Annotated in this window: 24 protein-coding genes; 2 read left to right on the forward strand and 22 right to left on the reverse strand. The window is 54.8% G+C overall.

Annotated elements, in window-relative coordinates; genetic code table 11:
• Positions 1-92: 92 nt before the first annotated feature.
• From SIB88_RS01385 to SIB88_RS01465, 17 genes are all read right to left on the reverse strand, one after another.
• On the reverse strand, positions 93-1,457 hold the full coding sequence (locus SIB88_RS01385; RefSeq protein ID WP_412559137.1) for an HlyD family type I secretion periplasmic adaptor subunit: 1,365 nt from the start codon (positions 1,455-1,457) through the stop codon (positions 93-95).
• Positions 1,454-3,118 carry a type I secretion system permease/ATPase gene (locus SIB88_RS01390; RefSeq protein ID WP_412559138.1) on the reverse strand — a complete coding sequence of 555 codons (1,665 nt, stop codon included), beginning with the start codon at positions 3,116-3,118 and terminating at the stop codon, positions 1,454-1,456. Before SIB88_RS01390 ends, SIB88_RS01385 begins: the two co-directional genes overlap by 4 nt.
• Before the next feature lie 188 nt (positions 3,119-3,306).
• Entirely contained in the window at positions 3,307-4,044 is a 738-nt protein-coding gene (locus SIB88_RS01395) for a calcium-binding protein (RefSeq protein ID WP_412559139.1), read from the reverse strand.
• 179 nt (positions 4,045-4,223) lie between these two features.
• The gene (locus tag SIB88_RS01400; protein ID WP_412559140.1) at positions 4,224-6,971 is read right to left on the reverse strand and encodes a TonB-dependent receptor domain-containing protein; all 2,748 of its coding nucleotides are present in this window, start codon (positions 6,969-6,971) and stop codon (positions 4,224-4,226) included.
• Between the two features lie 173 nt (positions 6,972-7,144).
• The gene (locus tag SIB88_RS01405; RefSeq protein WP_412559141.1) at positions 7,145-8,065 is read right to left on the reverse strand and encodes a FecR family protein; all 921 of its coding nucleotides are present in this window, start codon (positions 8,063-8,065) and stop codon (positions 7,145-7,147) included.
• Positions 8,066-8,161: 96 nt separating this feature from the next.
• Positions 8,162-8,686, reverse strand: coding sequence for an RNA polymerase sigma factor (locus SIB88_RS01410; RefSeq protein ID WP_233433069.1), 525 nt, complete (start codon positions 8,684-8,686; stop codon positions 8,162-8,164).
• Positions 8,687-8,979: 293 nt separating this feature from the next.
• Positions 8,980-9,699, reverse strand: a complete 720-nt coding sequence (gene trmB / locus SIB88_RS01415) for a tRNA (guanine(46)-N(7))-methyltransferase TrmB (protein WP_412559142.1) — start codon at positions 9,697-9,699, stop codon at positions 8,980-8,982.
• 170 nt (positions 9,700-9,869) lie between these two features.
• Entirely contained in the window at positions 9,870-11,042 is a 1,173-nt protein-coding gene (gene metK / locus SIB88_RS01420; protein WP_412559143.1) for a methionine adenosyltransferase, read from the reverse strand.
• Positions 11,043-11,347: 305 nt separating this feature from the next.
• Complete coding sequence (locus SIB88_RS01425; RefSeq protein ID WP_371833735.1) at positions 11,348-11,842, reverse strand: helix-turn-helix domain-containing protein; 495 nt, start codon at positions 11,840-11,842, stop codon at positions 11,348-11,350.
• Positions 11,843-11,925: 83 nt separating this feature from the next.
• A complete protein-coding gene (gene lnt, locus SIB88_RS01430) occupies positions 11,926-13,503 on the reverse strand; it encodes an apolipoprotein N-acyltransferase (RefSeq protein WP_412559144.1) in 1,578 nt (525 codons plus the stop codon).
• Entirely contained in the window at positions 13,496-14,476 is a 981-nt protein-coding gene (locus tag SIB88_RS01435) for a hemolysin family protein (protein WP_289078585.1), read from the reverse strand. The genes lnt and SIB88_RS01435 overlap by 8 nt, the downstream gene beginning before the upstream one ends.
• Before the next feature lie 42 nt (positions 14,477-14,518).
• Positions 14,519-15,109, reverse strand: coding sequence for an rRNA maturation RNase YbeY (gene ybeY, locus SIB88_RS01440; RefSeq protein WP_101246756.1), 591 nt, complete (start codon positions 15,107-15,109; stop codon positions 14,519-14,521).
• Positions 15,093-16,196: a PhoH family protein gene (locus SIB88_RS01445; RefSeq protein WP_101246755.1), complete on the reverse strand. Its 1,104-nt coding sequence runs from the start codon at positions 16,194-16,196 to the stop codon at positions 15,093-15,095. The genes ybeY and SIB88_RS01445 overlap by 17 nt, the downstream gene beginning before the upstream one ends.
• Positions 16,193-17,584 carry a tRNA (N6-isopentenyl adenosine(37)-C2)-methylthiotransferase MiaB gene (gene miaB / locus SIB88_RS01450; RefSeq protein ID WP_114112160.1) on the reverse strand — a complete coding sequence of 464 codons (1,392 nt, stop codon included), beginning with the start codon at positions 17,582-17,584 and terminating at the stop codon, positions 16,193-16,195. Before miaB ends, SIB88_RS01445 begins: the two co-directional genes overlap by 4 nt.
• Before the next feature lie 170 nt (positions 17,585-17,754).
• On the reverse strand, positions 17,755-18,660 hold the full coding sequence (locus SIB88_RS01455; RefSeq protein ID WP_101246753.1) for a lysophospholipid acyltransferase family protein: 906 nt from the start codon (positions 18,658-18,660) through the stop codon (positions 17,755-17,757).
• Positions 18,657-19,451, reverse strand: a complete 795-nt coding sequence (locus SIB88_RS01460; RefSeq protein ID WP_101247028.1) for a GNAT family N-acetyltransferase — start codon at positions 19,449-19,451, stop codon at positions 18,657-18,659. Before SIB88_RS01460 ends, SIB88_RS01455 begins: the two co-directional genes overlap by 4 nt.
• 162 nt (positions 19,452-19,613) lie before the next feature.
• A complete protein-coding gene (locus tag SIB88_RS01465) occupies positions 19,614-20,036 on the reverse strand; it encodes a Fur family transcriptional regulator (protein ID WP_101246752.1) in 423 nt (140 codons plus the stop codon).
• Positions 20,037-20,290: 254 nt separating this feature from the next.
• Here SIB88_RS01465 and SIB88_RS01470 point away from each other — a divergent pair, with 254 nt between their 5' ends.
• Positions 20,291-20,536: a sulfurtransferase TusA family protein gene (locus SIB88_RS01470; protein ID WP_101246751.1), complete on the forward strand. Its 246-nt coding sequence runs from the start codon at positions 20,291-20,293 to the stop codon at positions 20,534-20,536.
• A 147-nt stretch (positions 20,537-20,683) separates the two neighbouring features.
• On the opposite strand, the gene rimI is transcribed toward SIB88_RS01470, so the two are convergent.
• Together rimI and tsaB are read right to left on the reverse strand one after the other, a co-directional pair.
• Complete coding sequence (gene rimI, locus SIB88_RS01475) at positions 20,684-21,214, reverse strand: ribosomal protein S18-alanine N-acetyltransferase (protein ID WP_412559145.1); 531 nt, start codon at positions 21,212-21,214, stop codon at positions 20,684-20,686.
• A complete protein-coding gene (tsaB, locus tag SIB88_RS01480; protein ID WP_228194922.1) occupies positions 21,214-21,984 on the reverse strand; it encodes a tRNA (adenosine(37)-N6)-threonylcarbamoyltransferase complex dimerization subunit type 1 TsaB in 771 nt (256 codons plus the stop codon). Before tsaB ends, rimI begins: the two co-directional genes overlap by 1 nt.
• 46 nt (positions 21,985-22,030) lie before the next feature.
• On the opposite strand from tsaB, the gene ddpX reads away from it, so the two are divergent.
• The gene (ddpX, locus tag SIB88_RS01485; RefSeq protein WP_101246748.1) at positions 22,031-22,591 is read left to right on the forward strand and encodes a D-alanyl-D-alanine dipeptidase; all 561 of its coding nucleotides are present in this window, start codon (positions 22,031-22,033) and stop codon (positions 22,589-22,591) included.
• A gap of 134 nt (positions 22,592-22,725) precedes the next feature.
• On the opposite strand, the gene SIB88_RS01490 is transcribed toward ddpX, so the two are convergent.
• Genes SIB88_RS01490 through SIB88_RS01500 form a run of 3 tightly spaced genes read right to left on the reverse strand, consistent with a single transcriptional unit; the run spans position 22,726 to position 25,519 of the window.
• Positions 22,726-23,805, reverse strand: a complete 1,080-nt coding sequence (locus tag SIB88_RS01490) for an ABC transporter ATP-binding protein (RefSeq protein WP_412559146.1) — start codon at positions 23,803-23,805, stop codon at positions 22,726-22,728.
• A gap of 5 nt (positions 23,806-23,810) precedes the next feature.
• The gene (locus SIB88_RS01495; RefSeq protein WP_101246746.1) at positions 23,811-24,665 is read right to left on the reverse strand and encodes a carbohydrate ABC transporter permease; all 855 of its coding nucleotides are present in this window, start codon (positions 24,663-24,665) and stop codon (positions 23,811-23,813) included.
• Between the two features lie 2 nt (positions 24,666-24,667).
• Positions 24,668-25,519 carry a carbohydrate ABC transporter permease gene (locus tag SIB88_RS01500; RefSeq protein ID WP_412559147.1) on the reverse strand — a complete coding sequence of 284 codons (852 nt, stop codon included), beginning with the start codon at positions 25,517-25,519 and terminating at the stop codon, positions 24,668-24,670.
• Between the last annotated feature and the right edge of the window lie 156 nt (positions 25,520-25,675).

A 25,675-nucleotide genomic window follows, 5' to 3' on the forward strand; every position in this document is an offset into this window, starting at 1 on the left:
CTGGTCAGTTCGTGCCGATATCGGACACGACTCATTAAGTCTGAAACGATCAACACCGCCCGATATCCGAAAATGTCCGGATTTCAATTTGATCAATCTTCGCGAAACGCGCGGGCAAACTGATCGGAAAGCGGCTTAAGAAGGTAGCTGAGCGCCGTGCGCTCGCCGGTCGCAAGGAAGGTTTCCACCGGCATTCCCGGCACCAGATCGCGACCATCAAGCTTGGCAACTTCGCCTGCCCCGATTCTGATGCGCACGATATAATATGTATCACCAGTCAATTCGTCGCGTTCAAGATCGGCCGCCACGAAAGAAACCCGCCCGAACAGCTCAGGGGTGGTTCGCTGATTGAAGGCGGTGAATCGCAATACCGCTTCCTGACCGGGAACGACCTGTTCGATATCGCGCGGATTGATATGGGCTTCGATCACCAGCTCATCCTGATCAGGCACAATACCCATAATGCGATCACCCGCACCAATCACACCCCCGACTGTATGCACGGCAAGCTGATAAACCGTTCCGTCATAGGGTGCGCGAATGTCAATGCGGCGCAGCTGGTCGCGCAGGGCAATCTGTTGCTGCATCAACTGGGCGATCTGCTGGTCAATATCGGTCAGTTCACCAAGAACTTCGGTTTGGCGCACACGATCAAGCTGCAATATCTGCATTTCCGTTTCCGATATTTGCATCCGGGTCGCGGCAATCTCGGCCGTCAGTTCCCCATGCGTCCCGTCAAGGCTTGCCCGTTCACGGCGCAGGGCCGCCACACGGGTAATCGGAACCAGTTGCTTGGCAAACAGACCTTCCAGCCCGGTCAATTCATCTACGATGTGGCGGCGTTCTTCTTCGTTGGCTGTTTTCTGGGCGGTCAGGCCGGTAATGGTTTCTGAAAGCTGGGCGCGCTTCTGAACAAGCTGCTGCTTTTCACCTTCAAGACTTTCGCGGCGCGCATTGAACAAATTGCGTTCCGCGGCAATCAGTTCGGCAATCGCCGGATCATCAAGACGATCCGCAAAGGCATCCGGAATGCGAAGCTCCGTCAGATTGTCCCTTTCCCCGGTCAGGCGCATGCGCCGTGCTGTCAAAGACGACAATTGCGTCTCGACAATGCCAAGACTGGCCCGTGCCATGGTGTCATCAAGCCTGATCAAAAGATCACCGGCCGACACCCGATCACCGTCACGGACATGGATTTCACCAACGATACCGCCGTCCGAATGCTGGACATCCTTGACGTTGCTTTCGACAACCAGCTTGCCCGATGCGACCACCGCACCGGACAGCTCGGCAAATGTCAGCCAAAGCATCAATCCGGCAAACAGGGCCACCACCACACCGCAACCAATGATGATATGGCGGCGCAAGGTTGCCTGTGCGGCGGATAAACGCGCACCGCGACCGGGTCTGATGGATGGTGCCATGCGCCCGCGTGACAGGAGTTGCAAGCTGGTCATGCGGATTCTCCTACCTGGCGAACGGTTCGGCGCAAAATATCGTCACGTTTGCCAAAGGCAATCTGATGGCCATCCTGAATCACGGTGGCCAGATTGACCGTGGCAAGGGCGCTGGGACGGTGGGCGATCAGCACAACAATCGCCCCGCGGGCACGTGCGGATTGCACTGACTGCAACAATGCCTGTTCGCCATCGCTGTCAAGGCTGGCATTCGGTTCATCAAGCACGATCAGGAAGGGATTCCCGAACAACGCCCGCGCCAGGCCGATCCGCTGGCGTTGGCCGCCCGACAAAACAACACCACCCACCCCGATACGCGTGTCATACCCGTTGGGCAGCGACAGAATCATATCGTGAACACCGGCCGACTTTGCGGCCTGAACGATGTCACTCGACGATGCACCGTTCTGCAATCGCGCAATGTTGCGTGCAACCGTATCGTCAAACAGTTCCACATCCTGTGGCAGATAACCGATATGCTTGCCCAGTTCGTCGCGATCCCAGTGGGACAATTCCGCCCCGTCGAGACGGATCTTGCCGCCACGCATCTTGCCAATCCCGACCAATGCACGACCCAGGGTCGATTTCCCCGATCCGCTCGGCCCGATAACACCCAATCCGTCCCCGGCACTGAGCGTCAGGGCATTGATCCGCAACAACACCTTGCTTTGGCCCGGTGCATTTCCGTCCTGCGTTCCGACCACAAGATTGGATACCGTCAGATTTCGTGACGGCGCAGGAAGACGGGTACGCGTATCTTCGCTTTGTCCTTGTGTGACCAGCATTTCATCAAGACGCCGCCGGGCCTGTCGGGCGGCAACAAAACCGCGCCAGTTGCCAATCGCCTGTTCTACCGGCGACAAGGCACGTGCAGTCAGGATCGAAGCCGCAATCATTGTGCCCGGCGTGACTTCCTGATGGATTGCCAGATACGCCCCCAGCGCCAGCACCCCGGACTGCAAGGCCAGACGAATGACCTTGATATAGGCCGAAAAGGTAGAATTGACGTCGCCAACCGCAGTGTTGTCGCGCAAATAGCGATTATTGAGTTTTGCCCAGCTTTGGGAAAAGGCCTTTTCCATGCCCATGGCCCGCAAGGCTTCGGCGTTGCGCCGACCGGCTTCGACCAGACGATCGCGCTGGACGGTCTGGCTGTTCATGGTGGCGACCTTTTTGCGGGTTACGACTTCGCTGATCAAAGTCAGGACAACCAGCAACGCCCCGCCGACAAGTGCCAGAACACCAAGCCAGGGATGGAAAACAAAAACAATGGCCAGAAATACCGGCATCCACGGCAAATCGCAGATTGCCACCGGGCCCGCACCCCCCAGAAATTGCCGGATCTGATCAAGATCATGCAAAGGCTGATTATTGGCGCGGGCATTGCGCAGTCCAAGGTCAAAGGTCTGCATCAATGCGTCCGGACCTATTTTTTCATCAACCCGCCAGCCAATCCGGATCAGCATGCGGGCGCGAAGGGCGTCGACACTGCCCAGAAACAGATACAGAAAACCCACAAGCCCGCTCAATGCGACCAGTGTGGGAACATTCTGGCTGGCCAGGACCCGGTCATAAACCTGAAGCATGAAAAGCGGGCCTGTGAGCATCAGGATATTGGACACACCACTAAGCGCTGCGACTGCAACAAACGCACGGCGCAAGGATGAAATTGCTTCAGAGAGCGGCCGGGATTTACCGGTTCGCATATCTGATTTCGAAGATGCCTGTCCAAACACGCTTTTTATATTCCAGAAAAATCGGGTAGGGTGAGGTGGGTGCTGCTGTTGCGCAGCACCCTGGATCAAAGACCTTGGGCCCGTTCCGCACCTTGCGGGATGGGCCGTCTTCGTTAAACGAAGTCGTTCTGGTCAATGTCGGCGTAATCGACACCGGTCAGCGTCACGGTACCATTGGCATGGGTGATCAGAGCATTGCCTGCACCGTCGTCAGAGACGGTCACTTCGCTGTAATCAAGATCAATCAGATCCGTGCCATCGGTGAAATCGATAACAGTGTCATCGCCAAAGTCCGACGCGCTGTCGAATTCAAAGATATCCGCACCGCCATTGCCGGTAAGAACATCATCACCAGCCCAGCCGCCAATGACGTCGTCACCGGTGCTGCCGTTGATTTCGACACCGGAATCAAGGACAGATTCCAGCGTGTCGGTGCTGCCCGAATAGATGTCAACAAGGACGCCATTGGTGTCACTGTTCGACAGGTTCAGTCCCGAGATATCAACAGGCGAATCGGTGAAATCAAATTCGGTTCCGTTGTCCGCAACACCAAGGGTGGTGCCAAAGGACAGTTTGTCGAGATTGCCCGTGATCGTGTGCGTGTTGATGTCGTAGGCAAAGTCAGAGCTTCCCGCAGTCGCAAGCACAGAACCGGTGTAGCTGCTGCTGCTATCCTGGTCGGTCGCCAGGAACTGCGAACCACCGTAATAGCTCGACGGTGCAAAGCCATCATAGAAAGTACCGTGGTTGCCCGAACCAAGCGAAAAGTTGTTGTTGAAGTCTTCAAGAACACCATGCAGGTCCACACCAGCACCCGAAGACGCCGCGTTGAGATCAATCGTAATAGTCATGTCAGTTTCTCCTGTCATTAAGCTACCCATTTAGCGAGTAGCATCATGAGAATGACTCTTATTATCTTTACGAGTCAATGGAAAAATTGTTTATTATCAATACGTTAATCTGAACAGCGCGAAAGCCCAACCAGGCGTATGCCTGGTTGGGTTCAACATCTAGCCGATGCGGCGTTACGTTAGAAATTGCCGCTAAAAGTCAGTATGGCGGTTCGTCCTGGTGCCGGAGCGAATGTTCCGCCTGTCCCCTGCACATAAGCTTCATCAAGCATGTTGTTCACCGCAAATCTCAGTGTGAGATTTTCGTTGATTTCATATGAGCTGTAGAAATCAAACACCCGGTACTTGAAATACTTCGAGACGATCGAGGACGAGTTGCTGCTGCCAAAGTTATCCTGCGGATAAACAAATGAAGCTCGCATTCCAAGAACCAGGTCCTGATCAAACAGTCTGAACCCGCCATCAACCGTGTATTTTCGCTTTGGAATTGCATAAATCCCGAAAAGCCGATCAGCGGTCCCATAATTTACATCGCTGTAGGAAAGATAGGTTGCACCCAATTGCGTATAGTTTACCGCAGCAAAGGGATCATATGCTGTGTCGAGAACATATGGGTTGTGGTTGCCTGACAGATCGGTATCGGAGATCGAAATCGTACCACCGAGATAGAATTCTCCAGCATCGTAAGACAGCTCGGCTTCGGTACCATTGATATATACCGGGTCAGTCAAATTGACGATTGCCTCGGCCTCGACAGAAGTATTCGTAATAACCCCAAGGTTCGTCCTTTTCGGAGTTGGCTGCGGGACATTGGCCAAGGTGATGTAGTTATCAATTGCGGTCCGATAGTAAGCAACCTTTGCCCTGAACCCGTCTCCTTGGCGAAGCACATTGTCAAAGCTGAAGTTGACACCAACTTCTTTCGTCTCGCTTTCTTCGGGCTTCAGGTTTGCGTTGGAGTAAAACGGCAACCCGGCATTGTCACCGATATGATCGCCCTTGATCATTGATTCCATGATGGTTGGGGCACGCATGTTCCGGCGATAATTTGCAAATAGCTGAATTCCCGAAGTCACATTGAAACTGGCACCAACCGATGGCGAAAACGCATCTTCGCTGAGATCAATGTTCAGTGGTGTGCCACCATCCTCACAGAGGTTGGCGGAGTTCTGTTCCTCGCACCAATAGGAATCGCCGGTCAGTGAGTACCGGTCATAGCGAAGGCCGCCCCGGAGCTCGAACATGTTGTCAAAGTCATAAGTGGCGGCGACAAAGCCCCCGGAAACGTCGCGTTCGCCAGCTGGCGTGCCACCTTCAATTTCATATGCTGCACCCGCGCCGCCAAGACCGCCAAGCTCGGCACTTGTTTTGGCCTTGTCCTGAAAATACTCGACACCGTAATCAAGACCGAGATGACTGGAGACATCGCTGCTCAGGTCAAAGTCAAAGCTGCTGCTGTTTGACACCTCACCACCCAACGTATCGAGCGTATATTGGTTATCAAAGGAGTCCGTCGTGACGGCACCGCCGGCATTGTATCGCGCCGGTCGGAACTGGTGGTTCTGTGTCCTTGTCCAGTAGACGCCGCTATTCATGGCAATCAGATCTGATTCCGGGTTCCAGACATGCTTAGCGGTTACGGTATGAACGTCAGTTTTATTGTGATCCTGGTAGTTGTTCGTCGAATCACTCGACTTTGTGTATGAAGTGCTGCTTCCGACGTAACCAAGATTTATCTCCTGATCTTCCGTCAGAAAAAGGTTCGCCTTCACCAGCCCCGATGTTTGCCGGACATAACTGTATTCCGGACGCGAACTGTAAACATCGACATACTTTGGTGTGCTATCGATTTCCTGATAAAGGCCCGGGTTATGCGTCCCCGGGCGATAGTCTCCGACGACTTTTCGGCTCACTGCGGCAGATAGATCAAACTTTGGCGAAACACGTGCACCAACGGCAACATCACCCGCAAAGTCATACTGGTTTGTACCGCGGCTAAGATTGACTTTGCCGCCCCATTCCTCGTCTGGATCGACAATATCCTGCGTATTGAGCGTCCGCATGGTAACGATACCGGCAGATGTACCCGCACCACCATTCTTGGCCAGATCAGACTTCTCGACCTCAACCTGGGCCAGAAGTGCCGGATCGACATAAACACGCGATGCCGTGCCATGGGTCAACTGATTGTAGTTCTGACGCGCACCATCAATATTGACGTTTACCCGGCCCATTTCCTGCTGACCACGCACATTGACCGTCAGACCAGGATCTTGCGCATCGTTTGCAACATCCACACCGGCAACATTGTTGAAAATCTCGCGTGCTTCACGTACCGGCGCTTTGCGCATGCTTTGCTGGGTGATGACCGATACCGAACCCGGGGTGGAGTACACTTCATCGGGAACCCCGTTTGGCCCCAACGCACGATTTGTGGCAGTGACGATCACCGGCAAGGTTTGCGCGCCATTTTCCCCCGATATGTCCGATGCCGGGATAATTACCGAGATGGTTGTACCGTTAAGCACGACCCACTGAAACGGGGTCTGCGATGTCAGGATATCAAGCGCAGCAGATGGCGACATGGCGCCTTTTACGGCCGGGCTGATTGTGCTTTCGGGCAATACGCCATCAACAACAACATCAATCCCGGAAATACGCGAAAAGGCAACCAGCGCCGCACCTATCGGCTGGGCTGCAATATCGAAGTCATAGATTTCGGAAGACAGCTTGACCTGTGCGACTTCCTCGGTCTGCACAACTGTCGCATTATCCCGCATTTGCGCCATTGCTCCGACAGGCATCATCGCAATCATGGCACTGCCGATTGCAGTGGCAGTGACAAAACGTACTCCCCCCAAGGAAGTAGCAGCAGGCAGTTTTTTGTTGGCCGCGAACATCGTGCGACCGCCCCCGTTAGACAGCATTTCATTCTTCTCCTGATTTCACGAAATGCAAATGCCTCGCATTCGTTTTTCGTTACTTTCTGAGACGAAGTGAAAATTCATTTATCTGAAAATAAATGGTTTTTTATGAAAATAATTTTTATTCGCATTAAACAGCCTGCACCAAGAGGCACGCAAAGAGACACACCACGACGTCAGGCGGCGCGAATAACCGTCAGATAATCGGTAAACTGGTCAATCTTTAGCGACAAGGCACCCGCAAGGGTTGGCAACACGTCGCGGGTGCGATCAAGATCAACACTCATGGTTACCTTGCGACTGGCGACATGGTCGCCGATGACAATGATCTTTCCGGATTGCCAGCGTTCAAGAATGCGCGCCACATCCCCCAGCTTGTCGCCAACAAAGACAAGCCGGCCATCGCGCCAGGCAAGGGCATTGGCGATATTGACATCATGAACCGCGCCCATTTTTCCATCATGATAAGTGACCGCCTGTCCCGGCGATACCAGTCGGGCCTGATCGGCGAGTTTCACCGCAACACTGCCTTGTTCAACCGTGACAGTCGCTTGATCATCGTATCGGGCCACATCAAAACTGCCGCCACGCGACCAGCTTCTTGCACCGGACGCAGCAACAAAGAAATCACGATTGCCTTTGCTGTGATCAAACCAGACTTCGCCTTCATGCAGTTCAACACCTGCAAGACCCTGTCCCGATACAAGCGACATGGTCGTCCCGCTTGCCAAAAGTGCCCTCATACCGCCAGGCAAAGTGAGTTCCCGCCGTTCACCGGTTGCCGTTCGGAAATCGGCTGCCGGGTGATAACGCTGCACACCCCAACCGGTCGCCAGAATACCGGCCACGACAGTGCCGCCCAAAAAGGCGCGCCGTCCGACCTTGTTATTGGCCGCCAGATGCAGACTTGAACTGCCGCTCCACAGCCGCTCCACCTCGTTAAAGGCCGTCATGTTGCGTGGGTCTTTTTCAATCCAGGACGCAAATGCACGGCGGTCTTCTTCGGTTTCACTGCCATCAAGAAGCAGCGCAAACCAGTACGCAGCCTGTTCTGTCGGCGTCTGAAAGCCACTGTCCGGGTTTGGAAAACGGGTCATATCAGCATGTCTGTCAATTACATGAATGCGGATGATCCCGTCCAGAATCCATGGGCAAACAGACGGGCTCAATCATAGGACGAACGGGATTTGGATTTATCTGATTGCAGATCTGTTTTTTTCGTCCTGCTCCATCGCTTCCTTTACGATGGTAAGCGCCTTGACCATGCGGCTGAACGCTGTCTGGCTTGGAATGCCGAGTTTTTTGCCGATATCGACATAGGTTTCCCCGCCCACACGCGCCAGTATGAAAACGTCACGCAAATGGCGCGGCAAAGCATCAAGAGCGGTCTGCAACCGGCGGAGCTCCTGCCTTGACCAGGCGATTTGTTCCGGATTTGGGGCGTCATCTGCAATCAGTTCAAACGCCATATCCGGATCCGACACAAATGACAGGATCCGTTCACGGCGGAAATGATCGATTACCAGATTGTTCGCAGTCCGATACAGGTAAGACTGCGCAAAACGCTGTTCGGGCAAAGATGGCGTTGCCACGACGCGTAAAAAGGTGTCCTGAACAATGTCATCGGCAAGATGCCACGACAATTTTCGGCGCTGGACAAATTGAAGCAACCGGCGCCGATAGGTTCTGAACAATGTATTGACATCCCAGTGTGTCACGGCTTGGACCTCTGGCTGTTTTCGCCTGTATATGCGCCGGAAAAGTGGGGCGTTTGGCGCGGCATTGTTGTGACTTCAAGTCATTAACGTGCTTGTTTTATCGCACATGACAATCATTCGCAATATTTTGTTATATTTCTGTACGTGAGTATAAGTCAAAACTGCAATTTAAGATTGCCGCATTTCCGATCATCATCGGCGTCCGGCCTTTGGATATGGAAATGCCCGACGCATCGATTACGAACGCCGGGCATTGATAAAATCCGAACCGGATCAGCAGGCAAACCTGTATGTCAGACCTGACGCGGCTTGCGACGGAACCGCAGATAGTTGCATTTCTTGCCCTGGCGAAGGGCTTTTTGTTCGTATCGGGTTTTGACCCAGTCCACGGGCGGGCTGCGCCAGTCATCCGGGCCTTCGGCCAACCATTCAAAGTCGGGATGGTTGTGCATATGCTGCAAGGTCCAGGAGATATATTGCATATCGTCACTGGCCACCCGGAATTCCGCCCCGTCTTTTAACAACCGTGCCAAAAGTGCCAGGTTCTTCGGCCCGATAAAGCGACGTTCGGCGTGACGTTTCTTTGGCCAGGGATCAGGGAACAACAGAAACGCGCGATCAAAGCAGGCATCAACCAGCTTATAAAGAAGCGGGCGCGAATCATCGGCCACCACACGCACATTTCCAAGGCCGCGCTCATCAAGATGGCGCAGCAGGCTGCCAACCCCATCCATGAAGGGTTCCGCCCCGATGATCCCGATATTCGGATTGGCTTCGGCCTGACCGGCAAGATGTTCCCCGCCGCCAAATCCGATTTCAAGCCACAGCTGATCCGGATCACCATCAAAATAGCTTTTGGGATCGACCCCTGCGACGTCCGGATAGCTGATCCCGATTTTCGGCAGCATGGTATCAACCAGCGCCTTGCGGGAGTCCTTGAGCGGTCGGCTTCCGCGGCGGCCATAGAAATTCGGGCGATCGGGTGTCGGAATCGGGCGTTCTTTGTTGCGCATGGTTGTATCAGTTGATCAGGGTCGGGACAAACTCGGTCAAAGTGACAGATCCGCAAGGCGAAACACGTCACGTAAATCAAAACGGGCGGCCCGAACATCCGGGTCGCCCGCCTCATATCATGTCGTGCGCATTTGGCAAATCGCACTTTTGCAATGCTGCTGCCTGATGATCAGGCGCCGAATACCGATTTCAGTTCACCCACAAGATCGGTACGCTCCCAGGAGAAGCCACCATCTGCGGTCGGCTGACGGCCAAAGTGACCATAAGCAGAGGACGGGGTGTAAATCGGACGGCACAGCGAAAGATGTTCACGAATGCCGCGCGGGCTGAGATCCATCAGCTGACGCAAGGTCGCGCCAAGCTTAAGCTCGTCAACATTGCCGGTATCGTGGTTGTTGACATACAGTGCCAGCGGCTTGGACACGCCAATCGCATAGGCAAGCTGAATGGTGCAACGTTCTGCCAGACCGGCAGCAACCACGTTTTTGGCCAGGTAACGCGCAGCATAGGCTGCCGAACGGTCAACCTTGGTCGGGTCTTTCCCCGAAAACGCGCCACCACCATGCGGTGCGGCACCGCCATAGGTGTCGACAATGATTTTACGTCCGGTCAGGCCGGCATCCCCATCGGGACCGCCAATGACGAAACGACCCGTCGGGTTGATATAAATTTCATCAGCAGCCGGCATCCAGCCTTCCGGCAGGGCTGCTTCGATATAGGGCAGTACCAGGCCGCGGACATCTTCCTGCGACAGGCCTTCGGCATGCTGGGTCGAAACCACAACCGACGTTGCGCCAACCGGTTTGCCATCGACGTAACGCAGGGTTACCTGGCTTTTCGCATCCGGGCCGAACTGTGCTGCTTTGCCGGAATGACGATCTTCGGCCATTGCGCGCAGAATACGGTGTGAGAACTGGATCGGTGCCGGCATCAGTTCATCGGTTTCGTTACATGCGTAACCGAACATGATGCCCTGGTCACCGGCGCCAAGGTCCTTCTCACCAGCGGAATCCACACCCTGTGCGATGTCAGCAGACTGTTCATGCACGTGGCATTCGATTTCAGCAGTTTCCCAATGGAAACCGTCCTGCTCATAACCGATCGCGCGGATGGCTTCGCGCGCTTTTTCGATCATGACGTCTTTGGTCACGCTTTCAGGACCGCGCACCTCACCGGCAAGAACCACACGGTTGGTGGTCGCAAGCGTTTCAACGGCAACGCGCGAATCTTCATCAGCAGCAAGGAACGCATCAACGATGGAATCGGAAATGCGGTCACAAACCTTGTCCGGATGACCTTCCGAGACGGATTCACTGGTAAAAAGATATTCGGAAAGAGACATTAAGACCTTCTCCGGTAATGGGTTTCCAAAACTGGACCGGAGGGCTCTCAACACCGGGTTGGTGTCGATAGCGCCCACTTAGCCTTTTTTTGTGTGGTGGCAAGCGGTCCAAATCCGTCCACATATCTCTGCCGTTATGACGGCTGCATGACGCTTTTGCCTGATCGGTTTTTACAGGTCAAGCATCATTGACGCAAAATGGTAACCGGAAAATTGCATAGCCCGGCCACCCGATTGCGCAGAAAGAAAAGGCGCATCCCGTCATCCACGAAATGCGCCTTCTTTAACGGCTTGTCAAAGCGCGATTATTTCTGGTCGGCATCGCCGGCCTGCAAGGCCCCCATCGACTTGACCAGCTCGAAGATTTTCTTGCGCTGGTTGGGGTCGGTGATCCGGTAATAGGCACGAACCAGTTCAAGGGTCTCGCGACGGTTCATCGGATCATTGTCAAACGGATCCGGGCTTTCGGACATTTCGCGACGTTCATGGACCGATTTCGATGAAATTTCATCAGGCATATCGTCAAAGAAGAACGAAACCGGTACTTCAAGAACACGCGACAAATCATACAGGCGCGATGCGCCAACACGGTTTGCACCGCGTTCATATTTCTGGACCTGCTGGAATGTAAGGCCGATTGCCTCACCCAGTTTTTCTTGGCTCATGCCAAGCAGGGTACGACGCAGACGGACGCGTGCGCCAACGTGAATATCAACAGGATTCGGTTTACCACTGGCAGTCCGGCCACGACCGCGACCACGGGTGTTTTTCACCATCGCGCTATCATCCTTGGGCGACATTGTTTTTTCCTTCTCTCACTCCGACCTACCCGTCCTTATTAACTGGGACAATTTGTGGACGGTTCGGTGCCTTTAACAGCCGCCTAGAGGGATTTTAATCGACGATTATATCCCATAACGAGAACGGCAAAGAAGGTAACAATACCGTAAAATAGAATATCACGCCACAAATAATATACTGTAGTATGGTTTTTATCACTCAAAAGTGGGTGAACCATGATATTACTTGCACTTAAGGGCAGGTCGGCCAGTTTACGCCCGTAGGAGTCGAAGAAAACCGATACTCCGGTATAGGCCGCACGCACCAATGGAAGCCCTTCTTCAACCGCACGAAAACGTGCGGCTGCCATATGCTGATATGGGCCCGCGCTTTTGCCAAACCAACCGTCATTGGTAACATTCAACAACCAGTCGGGACGATTATCAGGATCGGTCACCGCACCGGGGAAAATCACCTCATAGCAAATCAGCGGTGAAAATCCCGGCAGGCCATGCACGGACAAGGTCTGCGGACCGGGTCCGGCTGAAAAATCCGTCCGTCCGGCCGTCAGCTTGGGAAATGGCAGGATCGATCGGAACGGGACATATTCGCCAAACGGCACAAGATGGAATTTATCAAAACTTGCAACGATGCGCGCCGATGCATCAATCACCTGAATGGAGTTCCAGACCTTGTATTCATCGGTATCGCGCGGATAGGTGCGCGGGGCACCGGTGATCAGGATATCATCAGGGCCAAGGGTCTCGGCCATCTGCATGCGCGCGACATCCTGGGTTTCGACAAAAAACGTCGCCGCTGTTTCCGGCCAGATCACAATGCGTTTGCGCGCCGGATCCAAACCGGCGGGACGGCGCGACATTTCAACCAGCTTGGTGAAATGCTGACGCTGCAATTCCGGACGCCATTTGTCTTTTTGCGGAATGTTTGGTTGCACGATCTGAACAACCGGCACGTCTGACGGCAATTCCGACAATGGCAGGGTCGAGCTGTCCGGCCCCGCAAGTGACAGGCGCACAGCACCGCCGCCCCACAGCAAAACAGCAATCAAAACACCACCCAAAGCGGCCATTTTTCCACGGCGATCGCCAACCACCGCGGCAGGAAGGGTCGCAAATAGCGCCGTCACAAACGAAAGACCATAGACCCCGACAACCGATGCAAATTGCATCGGCGCAGCATCAATTGCCCAGACGTGACCCAGAAGATTCCAGGGAAATCCGGTCAAAAGATGCCCGCGCAAATACTCCGCCACCGCCCAGAACACGGCAAGCAATACCGCACGACGCACCAGCCCGTCTGTCAGACGCCACGAAGCCCAGACCGCAACCATCGGAAAGATCGCCAGTCCGCCACCAAGCCCCGCAAGTGCAAAGGGTATCATCCAGCCGTAAATTTCCGGCTGCACCAGAAACGCGTGACTGACCCAATAAAACCCGGCGGCAAAATGCCCGGTCCCGAACCACCAGCCCGCCGAAAGCGCACCTTTGTTGCAACGGACCCCTTCCAGGCTCCACAGCAGAATGGCAAAACTGATCGGCAAAACCGGAATAAAAAAGAAGGGCGGCAGCGCCAAAACCGCAACCGCCCCGGAAAGCAACCAGACAAAACGCCTGCGCCAGCCTGAAAGTCCGGCCAGGCGCGTCGCCATCGTCTTAATCATCCGTTTTTTCCTGATTTTTGGTGTCTTCGGCCGGGGCTTGAACTTCGCGGCGCACCATATGGATTCGCAACCGGCGAATTCTGCGCGGGTCTGCATCAAGGACTTCGAACTGAATGCCGCTTGGATGTTCGATCAGCTCACCACGCGCGGGAACCCGCCCGGCCAGCGAAAAGACAAGCCCGCCAAGCGTATCGATATCTTCGTCTTCATCCTCGTCCAGCAGACTGAAAGACAGTTTTTCTTCCAGATCCTCAACCTCAAACCGTGCATCGGCGATGTAACAGCCGTCCGAGAGCCGGATCAGTTTCGGCGTCTGGTCGATATCGTGTTCATCATCGATTTCGCCAACGATTTCCTCAACCAGATCCTCAATGGTGATCAGGCCATCGATCCCGCCAAATTCATCAACCACCAGCGCCATATGTGTGCGCGACAAACGCATTTCCGACAAAAGATCAAGAACGCGGATCGCGGGCGACACAAACAGAACCCGGCGCAAAAGCGCCTGAAGGCTGAATTCACGACCCGCTGCAACACAGCCCAGAACATCCTTGATATGAACCATGCCGGCAATATCGTCGAGCGTATCCCCATAGACCGGAAGGCGCGAATGGGCCTTTTTGACCATCACCTCGACCAGTGCTTCAAGTTCGATGGTTTTGGGAACAGCCACAATATCCGCACGCGGAATCATGACGTCTTCTGCCGTCATGTCACGCAGGGCAATGATATTTTCAAACAGGGAACGTTCGTGCAGCGAGACCGGTTCGTCGTCTTCTTCGGTCCGCTCAGCCAGTTCTTCAAGCGTATCGGAAAGAGAGGCCTCGCCATTGCGCGGCTTGCCACGCCGGAGCCCGAGGGCAGAGGCCACATTATCCCATAAGGAGCCGTTCTCGGTCTCCTGATTTGCATCCTCGCCGCTGCGAGGGCGCGTACTGTCGTGGTCGTCGTCGCGTTGACTTATGTCGTTCATGGGTCGGTTTCGACATCCTTTGATTCAAAAAAAGCCTTACGGCTAAACCGGCTCGTCTTCAATCGGTTCATAGGGATCATCAATCCCGAGTCCGGCAAGAATTTGACGTTCAAGTTCTTCCATCTCTTCGGCTTCATCATCAACCATATGATCGTAACCGACAAGATGCAGCGTGCCATGAACGGCAAGATGAACAAGATGATTTTTCAGCGACTTGTTCTGCTCGACCGCTTCGCGCGCACAGGTTTCCCGTGCAATCACAATATCACCAAGCATCAGCGGCATATCCGGTGCCATCATGAAAGCATCCGCATCATCGGCACTTTCAAGGGCGGCAAAGGACAGAACATTGGTCGGTTTGTCCTTGTCACGATAGTCGCGATTAAGGATGCGCACCGACGCATCATCAGACAAACGCACCCCGACCTCGATCACCGGGGCCACAGACAAAAGCGACGCCCCGTCCCCTTCATCAGGGGTTCCGTCGGTCGGATGTGCGTCATCATCCCAAAGCGCACCATCGTCAAGCGCACCATCAAGGGCCGCAATAATCGCGGCCTCGATCGCGGCTATTTCTTCTTGCTGCCAGTCGCCTGCTTCGACCTCAAGATCAAGATCAAGCGGTGCCGTCATGGTCGGTTTCCTTGTTTGCGCTATCCTTTTCGCCGCGATAGCCCTTTTTCAGCCGGTCGCGCAGCGCATCGGCCGCGTCATAGGCCTGAACGATCTTGGTCACCAGATGATGGCGTACAACATCGCGCTGATCAAATTTGACCGTCGCCACCCCTTTGACATCGCCAATGGTCTCAAGCGCGTCACGCAACCCCGATTTGGTACCATCGGGCAAGTCGATCTGGGTCATGTCCCCGGTCACCACCATGCGTGATCCTTCCCCAAGACGGGTCAAGAACATCTTCATCTGCATCGGGGTGGTGTTCTGGGCTTCGTCCAAAATAACAAAAGCATGCGAAAGCGTCCGGCCACGCATGAAGGCCAACGGGGCAACTTCGATCTCGCCGCTTTCCATGCGCTTGATCACGACATCCCCCGGAAGCGTGTCATGCAGCGCGTCATAAAGCGGGCGCAGATACGGATCGACCTTGTCTTTCAGATCACCGGGCAAGAAGCCAAGCCGTTCGCCGGCCTCGACCGCCGGACGCGACAGGATGATGCGATCAACCTGACCCAGGATGAAGGCCTGAACCGCCATCGCCACCGCCAAATAGGTCTTGCCGGTACCGGCCGGCCCGATGCCAAAGATCAGTTCGTTATCAAGGATCGCCTCGACATAATCCTTCTGACGCTTGGAACGCGGCGAAATACGACGCTTCTTGGTCTGGATGGTCAGGCGCGATCCGCCAAACATATCCTTGGTCTGTCCATTCCAGGGATCGGCATCATCAGGTTCGGAAAGACGAATGGCACCGTCGACTGTTTCGACATCGATATGTTCGATTTCCTTGTCACGCAGACGCGCATAAAGCTGCGACAGCACCTTTTTGGCCTGGGCAACCTTGGCAGGTTCACCATTAAGCATCACGACAAGGCCGCGGCTTGAAACCTGCACGCCGGTGCGTTCGGACAATCGCGTCAGGTTCTCTGCCTGCGGCCCGTATAAAAGCTGGGCCAGCGCATTGTCCTGAAACTCGATCTTATCGGAATCCTTGGGGGCGTGTTTAACTTTGGTGGTGGGTTTGTTCTTTGTCGGGGTGCCGCTCACGCAACGTTCCTTTCCGATTTCTGGCCGTTTGTGGTGGCATCGACCAGTTCGCCGCCAAGGGAATTAGGCAGCGCTTCCGTGATTTTCAACCGAACGATCTGACCAAGTGCCGATTCCGGCAGGCCGGAAACATGGACCGGCTGCATATAGGGGCTTTTCCCGACCAGCTGGCCTTCATATTTGCCACGCCGTTCAAGCAGCACATCCATTTCCTTGCCGACAGAATTGCGGTTGAATTCAAGCTGTTGCTCGGCCAATAGCGCCTGAAGGCGCATGATCCGTTCGGTTTTGACTTTTTCGGGCACCTGCAGTTCCATTGCCGATGCCGGGGTACCCGGGCGCGGGCTGTATTTGAAGCTGAAAGCCTGAATGAAGGTGACATCGCGCACGATATCCATCGTGTCTTCGAAATCCTTGTCCGATTCACCGGGGAAACCGACAATGAAGTCCGATGACAATGCCAGATCCGGGCAGGCATCCTTGAGCCGTTTGGCAATTTCGCGGTAGTCGGCGTTTGTATGTTTGCGGTTCATTGCCTGCAAAACGCGATCTCCGCCCGCCTGAACCGGCAAATGCAGGAATGGCATCAGCTTTTTGATGTCCCGGTGCGCAGAAATCAGATCATCATCCACATCGCGCGGATGGGATGTGGTGTAACGAATGCGATCAAGCCCATCAATTTCGGCCAGCTCACGCAACAGACGTCCAAGCGTCCATTCACCGCCATTCGGCGCGTCGCCGTGATAGGCGTTCACATTCTGGCCAAGCAGGGTCAGTTCACGCGTGCCATGCGCAACAAGCTGACGGGCTTCGTTGATCACATCCATGGCCGGGCGCGAATATTCCGCCCCGCGGGTATAGGGCACGACACAAAACGTACAGAATTTGTCACAGCCTTCCTGAATGGCCAGAAACGCCGAATATCCCTGACTTGAAACCTGTGCGGGCAGGTGGTCGAATTTTTCCTCGGCCGGGAAATCGGTATCAATGATCCGGTTGCGGCCAATCGCACGGTTGGCACGTGCCACCATTTCCGGCAAGCGATGATAGGTCTGCGGGCCAAACACCATATCGACCATCGGTTCGCGCCGCATCAGCTCGGCCCCTTCGGCCTGGGCAACGCAACCGGCAACAGCAACAATCATCTTGTCACCGCCATTGGCTTCTTTGGCTTCCTTGTGCTTGCGCACGCGTCCAAGATCGGAAAACACCTTTTCTGCGGCTTTTTCACGAATATGACAGGTATTGAGGATCACCATATCCGCGCCCTCGGCGCTGTCGACCGACTGGTACCCCAGCGGCGCCAGGACGTCCTGCATGCGCTGGCTGTCATAGACATTCATCTGACAGCCATAGGTTTTTACAAAAAGTTTCTTCGGTTCAGTCACGTAAGATCCGTTTCGCTCTCTCAAAACGCCGAAAAGCGGTGTGAATAAGTCACACCGCGCTTGAGTTCCGCATAATCGCCAGACCGGAACTTTCGGACATCTCGTTATCTGAATTTCCGGTCAGGTGAAACCCAATTTCACATCAACCGGTGCATTATACGGCAAAACGATCAGGAGCCGAACTGTCGATCGGGACCAAACAGTCGAAAATCCTCGGAAATGATTGCCAGGGGCGACCGCCCGATCAGTTCCCCGGACAGACCGCTGTCGATCAACTGGACCGGAACCCCCTGATGCAAGCCACGCAACGCTGCCTGATGTCCTTCGGCAACACGGGCTTCGCAAATCCGGGCAAGTTCCTTGCGCGATCCGGCCGCATCCGCCAGCGTGACCGGCGCATGGACAACAATCTCGACCGTCACCTTGCCGAGCGCGAGAAACTGCCACAAATGCGGGGCCAAGTCCATATCCCCGTACCAGGAATAGAATGCCCGCAAATCGCGCCCAATCGGGGCACCATCAAGACGGGTCGCGGCAATTGAAACCGGCTGGAATTTCACCGGCGATCCATCGGGCATCGCCCGTTCAGCCGATGCAAAAAGCGTCGACTTGAACGGCAACACCCGGTTGCCGTCATTGCTTGTGCCTTCCGGGAACAGGATCAGCTTGTCACCGTTTTGCAGACGTTCGCTCAGTTGTTCGTTCTGTTCGCGTGAACGGACCGCACGACGTTCGACAAATGTTGTGCGTGAAAGCTTAGCCAGCACGCCGAAAACCGGCCAGCTGGCGACTTCGGTCTTGGCAATGAAACTGCCATGGGTCAGCGCACCCAGAACCGGGATATCAAGATAGGACGCATGATTGGCCACAATCACGCCCGGCCCATCCATCAGATCAACACCCGATACCCGGACCTCGATATGAAGGATGCGCAGGCAAAGCGCGTGATAGAAACGCGGCAATTCATCTGCCAGACGCAACCGGCATGCAATCGCCACCACCTGAACAGGCAGCAGCACAACAGTCAGAAGCACATAGGCAATCAGCCGGATTGCGGCGCAGACATAGCAGTTCACGATACCCTCGCGGTCCGTTCGTAATGCTTGTAATAGCGATCGGTTACCTTTTCCGTCGGTAACACAATGCAAATGTCCGTGGTATTGAACTGATGGTCAACCACAGCCCCGTCCCCGACAAAACCGCCAAGACGCAGATATCCCTTGATCAGTGGCGGAAGATCACGCAGCGCCTGACGCTGGTCAATGCCGTCGATCTCGGCGCGCAGCATCGGCTCGTAACGTTCCTCAATCGCGCGCGGGCGCATGTCTTCGGGGGCAAGGTGGTTGTGATGCAGATAGGTCAGAACATCCTTGAAGGCATCCGGGTCGGTGCCATGGAACGATGCGCAACCAAACATCAGTTTGATGTCGTATTTGAAGACATAGGCAGCAATACCCTGCCACAAAAGCTGAAGGGTCGGCATCGTGCGGTAATCGGCTTCGACACAGGAGCGGCCAAGTTCCATGATTTCGCCGGTTTCCTTGACCGCATTGAGCATGGACTCGATATGATATTCATCGGCACTGTAAAAACCGCCATGCTCGTTGGCAACCGACTGGCGCAGCAGGCGATAGGTCCCGACAACCGCATCCGCACCGGCACCGCGATTGTGATCAAGCACCAGAAGATGGTCGCATAGCGGGTCATAATGATCGAAGTCGCGTTTTGCCGCGGCCATTTCGGCGGTCGGCTTCGCACCACGTTCTTCGTAAAATACCTTGTAGCGGAGTTTCTGGCTGGCGAGAATCTCGTCCTCGGTTTCCGCAAGGCGGACCTCAAGCCGTTGAAGCTGTCTTTCGTCGCGCATGACAACACCCTTTTGTTCATCTGCCCGGATTTTGCGCGTGAATTGCGTGAAGGGCGAGTGAAGGGTTTGTGAAGAACGCGTAACAAAAATATGAAGGCCACTTGCCCGAATGAGCAAGTGGCCCTGATTTTCGTCGATCAGCAGTGCGGTTGAAAACCGGACTTATTTTTCGTCTTTCAAAGGAACACCATAAAGCTCAAGACGATGACCAACCAGTTTGTACCCGAGTTCCTTGGCGATCTCTTCCTGAAGCTTTTCGATTTTCTCGTTCGAAAACTCGATCACATTGCCTGAACGCATATCGATCAGGTGATCGTGATGCTCCTCGGTCAGCTCCTCGTAACGGGCGCGCCCGTCGCCAAAATCATGTTTCTCGAGAATATCCGCCTCTTCAAAAAGGCGAACCGTACGATACACGGTTGCGATCGAAATCTTGGGATCGATATCGGTTGCCCGACGATAGACCAGTTCTACGTCCGGGTGATCTTCGGACTCTGACAGCACACGGGCGATAACCCGGCGTTGGCCCGTCATTTTAAGGCCCGCGTCGACGCATTTCTGCTCGATGGTTGATTCTGCAAGCATTGTCTTATCTCGTTTCCGTTTCCGGTTCCGCCTGTCCCCAGCCAGGACTTACCCCTAGGCTCTCTACTCTCTGTGGCTAAATATTGAAAAATCCGCCACATATCGCAAGGTTCAATTCGCGATAAATTCGTCAATCCGCGATCCTCAATGCCAAAGCACCGGAAATCGCCAAAAACCGGCTTCTGGTCGTGACCACTTGCCACCGCCGTACAAGGGCGCTACTTCACACTTGCGCACCAAGCCCGGAGACAGACATGGCCACCAGCACCCCCGACCAGAAAATCGACATCACATCCGATGTCTGCCCGATGACATTTGTTCGTACCCGGCTGAAACTTGAAACCATGACATCGGGTCAGGTTCTCGAAGTCATTCTGGGTGCGGGCGAACCGCTTAAAAACGTTCCGCGCTCGGTCACCGAGATGGGTGACGAAGTCATCGATCTGGTCGAAATCGCCGATGCACCTGGTACTTTCCGGTTAACCATCCGCAAGGCATAGCATAACCGCCAGCTCCAATGCAGGCTTACACTACAACAGGTTGATGCGCAAAACCACACTATTTATGTGGATATACCAGATTAAAATGCGTCCAACTTGCGTAACTGCATGACGGCAAAATAGATTTGCCGTCCAAAACAATTTTGTCTATTCGCCCCAGCCCAGTGCGCAATATCCAAGACTGCGTTCCATCACCAGCGCATCACATGTCCGCCCCGATTTGCGGCGATAGTAATTCTTGCGACGGCCGATCTCGGTAAATCCGGTTTGCTGATAAAGGGCAATGGCCGGGGAATTGTCTTCGGCGACCTCAAGCAGCAGCCGCCCGATGCCGTTTTCACGCAACCGGTCACTGACCGCTGCCAGCAATTTACGGGCGACGCCGCATTTGCGGGCCTGTTTGGCGACAACAATGGTGTTGATCTCGGCCTCATCAAGCACCGACTGGATCAGAACAAACCCCAGCGGCACATCATCACGGTTTTCCGCCTCGTCCCCTGGGGCATAGGCCAAAATGCCAAAGGCACCGGGCACATCAAGCAACCGGATAATGGAATCGGCATCCCAGCAATCCTCGAACCCTTCGGCATGCAGGGCTGCTGCAACCGGTGCAAAGGCCGCCGTCAGCGCGACCAGCTCAATTTGCGTTGCCGGGATTTGGGACGATTGCCGGGCCATTATTTTTTACGCGGCCCCTGATCTTCGATACGGCGCGCATCGGGCGCACGCAGATACATCGGAACCGGCGCCAGATTTTCACCGCGTTCCCACCGTTCGGCAGCAATTCTGGCGACATTGCCCGCGCGCGGCAAACCGGGCGCGGTACAGTCATAAAAGGCATCGGGCGCATGGGCCGCGGCCGTCAGAAGACGCGGGGTCGCATCCCCGGCAAGAAGCGTATCGCCCGGGGGCGCCATCATAAGCGCCTGGCGCGGTGCGACACATTCCGGTGAACTCAATGGACGTTTCTTGCCATCAAATGCTTGGGCAAAAATCTCGTTTCGTTTGCTATCAAGGGCGACCAGAATGTTGCGCCCCTGCTGATCGCGTTCGGACACGCCATAGGCCACGGCTTCAAGCGAACTGACACCAACAACCGGGATCTTGCGCGCCAGACCAAGGGCGCGTGCCGTTGAAAGACCGATCCGCATGCCGGTAAAGGCACCCGGTCCGACCGTGACCGCAATACCATCAATATCGTCAAAGGTAACACCGGCCTTATCAAGGGTTTCGCCAATGAATCCGATCAGATGTTCGGCCTGACCGCGTTCCATATCTTCATAAAGCTCGCCCTTGACCACACCATTGATCAGAACCGCCGTCGAAAGCGATGTCGAGGCCGTATCAATGGCCAGAATCGTCGGTCCGGACTTTTCCGCATCTGGCGAGGAAGTTTGCGATGCGTCATTTTCTGCGCTATCTGATGAGCGCGACTGTCCAGTCAGCATCTTCTTTATGTAATCGGTGAACGACAAGAACAGGGAGCCTCCGGCGATGGCGCTGGTCGAAATTACGCCACAAGAATATGATGTCGAAATTGATATCGTCTATGCCACGGATCGGAATATCACCGGGGCACCAATCTATACACGACCTGCCTGCTATCTTCACGCGGATGCGGCCGCCTGCCTGAAAAAAGCCGCTGCCATGGCAAAACGTCAGGGGGTAAAGCTGCGCATTCTTGATGCATTCCGGCCCCAGGAAGCCCAACGCGCGCTTTGGAACCATTCGCCAAACCCCGATTTCGTCGCCAATCCGGATTTCGGATCGCCACATGGTCGTGGTGTGGCCATTGATCTAACCCTGATTGATCAAAACGGCAAGGAACTGGATATGGGGGCAGGGTTTGACGAAATGCATAGCCGCTCCTATCACGGCTCGGAGCTGATCTCCAAACAAGCCGAAGCCAACCGTTTGCTGCTGCTGGGCATCATGGTCAGTGCCGGGTTCGAATATTACGATCATGAATGGTGGCATTATCAGCTGCCCGATGCGGCGCGCAAATACCCGCTATTTTCCGATAGCGCACTGGCACAGCCAATGATGCGCCGCTGATGACTAAAACCGGCAATGCAAAACGGCGGAGCATTTCTGCCCCGCCGCTGCAAGCTGTCATCACGTGATGCAATCGTGAAACAGCCCAGGGATTCTGTGGCATTTCCGGGAAAATCCCGGCCCATCGGGCCCGGTCAGGACCCAAGAAGCGCCTGACCGCTTTGCGGGTCAAACAGGGTCATGCGCGCCCCGTCGACCAGAATTCTGGCATCGCTTCCCGATTTGAAAATCTGTTCCGGCCCGCTGCGGGCTGTCAGTTCCGAACCGGCAACCGCAAGACGGACATATTGATCCGGCCCGGTCGGTTCGGCCAAAAGCACGCGCGATGAAATACCCGCATCATCAAACACCATATGTTCGGGACGCGCGCCCAGAGTCATCGGGCGCCCGATCAGATCACGAATTTCGGCCGGAACATTGATCAGCGGCAGGCACCCCGAACCGCTGTCAAAGACGACATCATCGCCATCGCACGTCAGCTTGCCATCGATGAAATTCATCGTCGGCGCGCCGACAAAACTTGCGACAAAGCGGTTTGCCGGACGCCGATACACGTTTTCCGGGGTATCAACCTGCTGGATGCTGCCCTTATCAAGCACCACGACCTTGGTCGCCAGTGTCATGGCTTCGATCTGGTCATGGGTGACATAAACAATCGTGCGGCCCAGCCGTTCATGCAGGCGTTTGAGTTCAATCCGCATGTCAGCACGCAATTTGGCATCAAGGTTTGAAAGCGGCTCGTCAAACAGGAAGACAGAGGGCTCACGCACCAGCGCACGTCCAATCGCCACACGCTGTTGCTGCCCGCCGGAAAGCTGCGATGGCTTGCGATCCAGAAGCGGGGTGATCTGCAACAGCTCGCCAACCTCGGCAACCCGCTTTTCGATCTCGCCCTTGGCCATGCCCCGCATTTTCAATCCAAAGCCGATATTACGGCGCACCGACATGGTCGGATACAGGGCATAGGACTGAAACACCATCGCGATATCGCGTTCATCGGGTTCCAGCCCGGTGACATCCCGGCCATTGATATGAATGCTGCCACCTGTGGTCGGCTCCAGCCCGGCAATCATGTTCAGCAAGGTCGATTTGCCACATCCAGACGGCCCCAGAAGAACAAGGAAATCACCGTCAGCGATCTGAAGATTGATATTCTCCATCACCGTCAAACCGGCATAGGCCTTGGTTACATTACGAAGTTCAACGCCGTTCATTCCCGTTACCCTTTCACCGCACCAGCAGCAATCCCGCGCACAAACATCCGCCCCGAAAGCAGATAAACCGCAAGTGTCGGCAAAGCCGTCAGCATGGTTGCAGCCATATCAACATTGTATTCCTTCTCGCCGAATTGCGATCCGACAAGGTTGTTAAGCGCAACCGTCATCGGCTGCCCCGCACGCCCGCCAAATGTCAGGCCCAGCAGGAAATCGTTCCAGATATAGGTAAATTGCAAAATCATCGCGACACCAAGGATCGGCAGCGACAAGGGCAACATCACATGCCAGAACAGCGGCCAGAATCCCGCCCCGTCGATCCGGGCTGCCTTTAGCAAATCCTCGGGGACGGTTTTGAAAAAGTTGCGAAACATCATGGTGGTAAAGGCAACACCCCAGATCACATGCACAAGGATCAATCCCGGGATGGTGCCAAATATCCCCAATTCCCGGATCATGATAATCAGGGGATAAAGTGTCACCTGTGGCGGAATGAACATGCCGACCAGAAGGGCCGCAAACATCACATTGGCGCCCTTCATCTTCCAGGCCGCCAGCGCATAACCGGTAATCGCCCCAAGCCCGACTGACAAAAACAGCGCGGGAATAACGATTTTGACCGACGTCATGAATGACGATGACAGACCACCGCAAGTGTCCCCCAGCGTCTTGGCACAATCGCCAAACCATGCCTTTCCCCATGCGGCAAAACCGGGATCGGCGGGCAGGGTAAAGATGCTGCCATTGCGGATTTCATCCATCGATTTCAGCGATGTCGAAATCATGATGAAAACCGGCGACAGGATCATGATTGCGGCGATGCCAAGCAATCCGTAAAGGGCAAGACGATTATAGCGCATCCTCAATGCCCCCGACCGCTGCGTTCTTTTTGCAGCTCGAAATAGATATAGGGCGCGATCACGGCAATCACCGTGCACAGCAGGACAAATGCGCCCGCCGCCCCCAGTCCCAATTCCTGCCGGTTCAGAATATGGTCGACAACGAAACGGGCTGGAAGATCCGATGAAAAGCCCGGCCCGCCGCCGGTCAGGGCGACCACAAGGTCAAAGGCCTTCATGACAATCGCACTCATCAGGATGAAAACCGTGAAGAACACGGTGCGCATCATCGGGGTAATGATGTGCAAATAGACCCGCCAGACCGGAATGCCGTCGACACGCGCGGCCTTCCAGATATTGGGATCAATATTGCGCAGACCGGCCAGAAACAGCGCCATACACAACCCGACCTGTTGCCAGATCCCGGCAATGGCAAGCGTGTAAATCGACCGGTCGGGGCGGACGATCCAGTTAAATTCAAACCCGGCCCACCCCAGCGCACGCACCGCTTCCTGAAGACCAAGCCCCGGATTCATCACCCATTGCCAGATGACACCGGTCACAATGAATGACATCGAAAGCGGCAGCATGAAAACCGTACGAAACAGGCCTTCTCCCTTCACACCGCGATCAATCAAAATCGCCAGCAAATAGCCCAAAACGATACAGCCGCCGATAAACAGAAATCCGTGAATCGCCAGATTCTGCATCGCTGTCCACCAGCGTTCATTGGCAAACAGCCGGCCATATTGATCAAATCCGGTGAATTTATAGACCGGCAATAATCGCGACCGGGTCAGCGAAATCACAAAGGTCCAGATGATAAAGCCATAAAAACAGAAAATCGTGATCGCCATGGCAGGGATCAGCGCCATTCTGGCGGTCCATTGCGGACGCCAGCGCCGTCTGCCTTTTTGATGCGCATCTTGCGGTGTCGCGGAACAATGCAACACGTCTTGTGCCGGATCGGGCATGAACATACTCGCTTCTTTGTAAAGGCGCCGCTGCCACCGCACAAAGCGGCCCGCAGC

The sequence above is a fragment of the Thalassospira sp. MIT121401 genome (assembly GCF_047125595.1).
Taxonomy (GTDB): Bacteria; Pseudomonadota; Alphaproteobacteria; order Rhodospirillales; family Thalassospiraceae; genus Thalassospira; species Thalassospira povalilytica.

Coding starts and splice junctions, on each gene's coding strand:
- SIB88_RS01385 (WP_412559137.1), bottom strand. CDS start 1,457: ATGACCAGCTTGCAACTCCTGTCACGCGGGCGCATGGCACCATCCATC.
- SIB88_RS01395 (WP_412559139.1), bottom strand. CDS start 4,044: ATGACTATTACGATTGATCTCAACGCGGCGTCTTCGGGTGCTGGTGTG.
- SIB88_RS01400 (WP_412559140.1), bottom strand. CDS start 6,971: ATGCTGTCTAACGGGGGCGGTCGCACGATGTTCGCGGCCAACAAAAAA.
- SIB88_RS01405 (WP_412559141.1), bottom strand. CDS start 8,065: ATGACCCGTTTTCCAAACCCGGACAGTGGCTTTCAGACGCCGACAGAA.
- trmB (WP_412559142.1), bottom strand. CDS start 9,699: ATGCGCAACAAAGAACGCCCGATTCCGACACCCGATCGCCCGAATTTC.
- metK (WP_412559143.1), bottom strand. CDS start 11,042: ATGTCTCTTTCCGAATATCTTTTTACCAGTGAATCCGTCTCGGAAGGT.
- SIB88_RS01425 (WP_371833735.1), bottom strand. CDS start 11,842: ATGTCGCCCAAGGATGATAGCGCGATGGTGAAAAACACCCGTGGTCGC.
- lnt (WP_412559144.1), bottom strand. CDS start 13,503: ATGATTAAGACGATGGCGACGCGCCTGGCCGGACTTTCAGGCTGGCGC.
- SIB88_RS01435 (WP_289078585.1), bottom strand. CDS start 14,476: ATGAACGACATAAGTCAACGCGACGACGACCACGACAGTACGCGCCCT.
- ybeY (WP_101246756.1), bottom strand. CDS start 15,109: ATGACGGCACCGCTTGATCTTGATCTTGAGGTCGAAGCAGGCGACTGG.
- SIB88_RS01460 (WP_101247028.1), bottom strand. CDS start 19,451: ATGCGCGACGAAAGACAGCTTCAACGGCTTGAGGTCCGCCTTGCGGAA.
- SIB88_RS01465 (WP_101246752.1), bottom strand. CDS start 20,036: ATGCTTGCAGAATCAACCATCGAGCAGAAATGCGTCGACGCGGGCCTT.
- SIB88_RS01470 (WP_101246751.1), top strand. CDS start 20,291: ATGGCCACCAGCACCCCCGACCAGAAAATCGACATCACATCCGATGTC.
- rimI (WP_412559145.1), bottom strand. CDS start 21,214: ATGGCCCGGCAATCGTCCCAAATCCCGGCAACGCAAATTGAGCTGGTC.
- tsaB (WP_228194922.1), bottom strand. CDS start 21,984: ATGCTGACTGGACAGTCGCGCTCATCAGATAGCGCAGAAAATGACGCA.
- ddpX (WP_101246748.1), top strand. CDS start 22,031: ATGGCGCTGGTCGAAATTACGCCACAAGAATATGATGTCGAAATTGAT.
- SIB88_RS01490 (WP_412559146.1), bottom strand. CDS start 23,805: ATGAACGGCGTTGAACTTCGTAATGTAACCAAGGCCTATGCCGGTTTG.
- SIB88_RS01495 (WP_101246746.1), bottom strand. CDS start 24,665: ATGCGCTATAATCGTCTTGCCCTTTACGGATTGCTTGGCATCGCCGCA.
- SIB88_RS01500 (WP_412559147.1), bottom strand. CDS start 25,519: ATGGCGCTGATCCCTGCCATGGCGATCACGATTTTCTGTTTTTATGGC.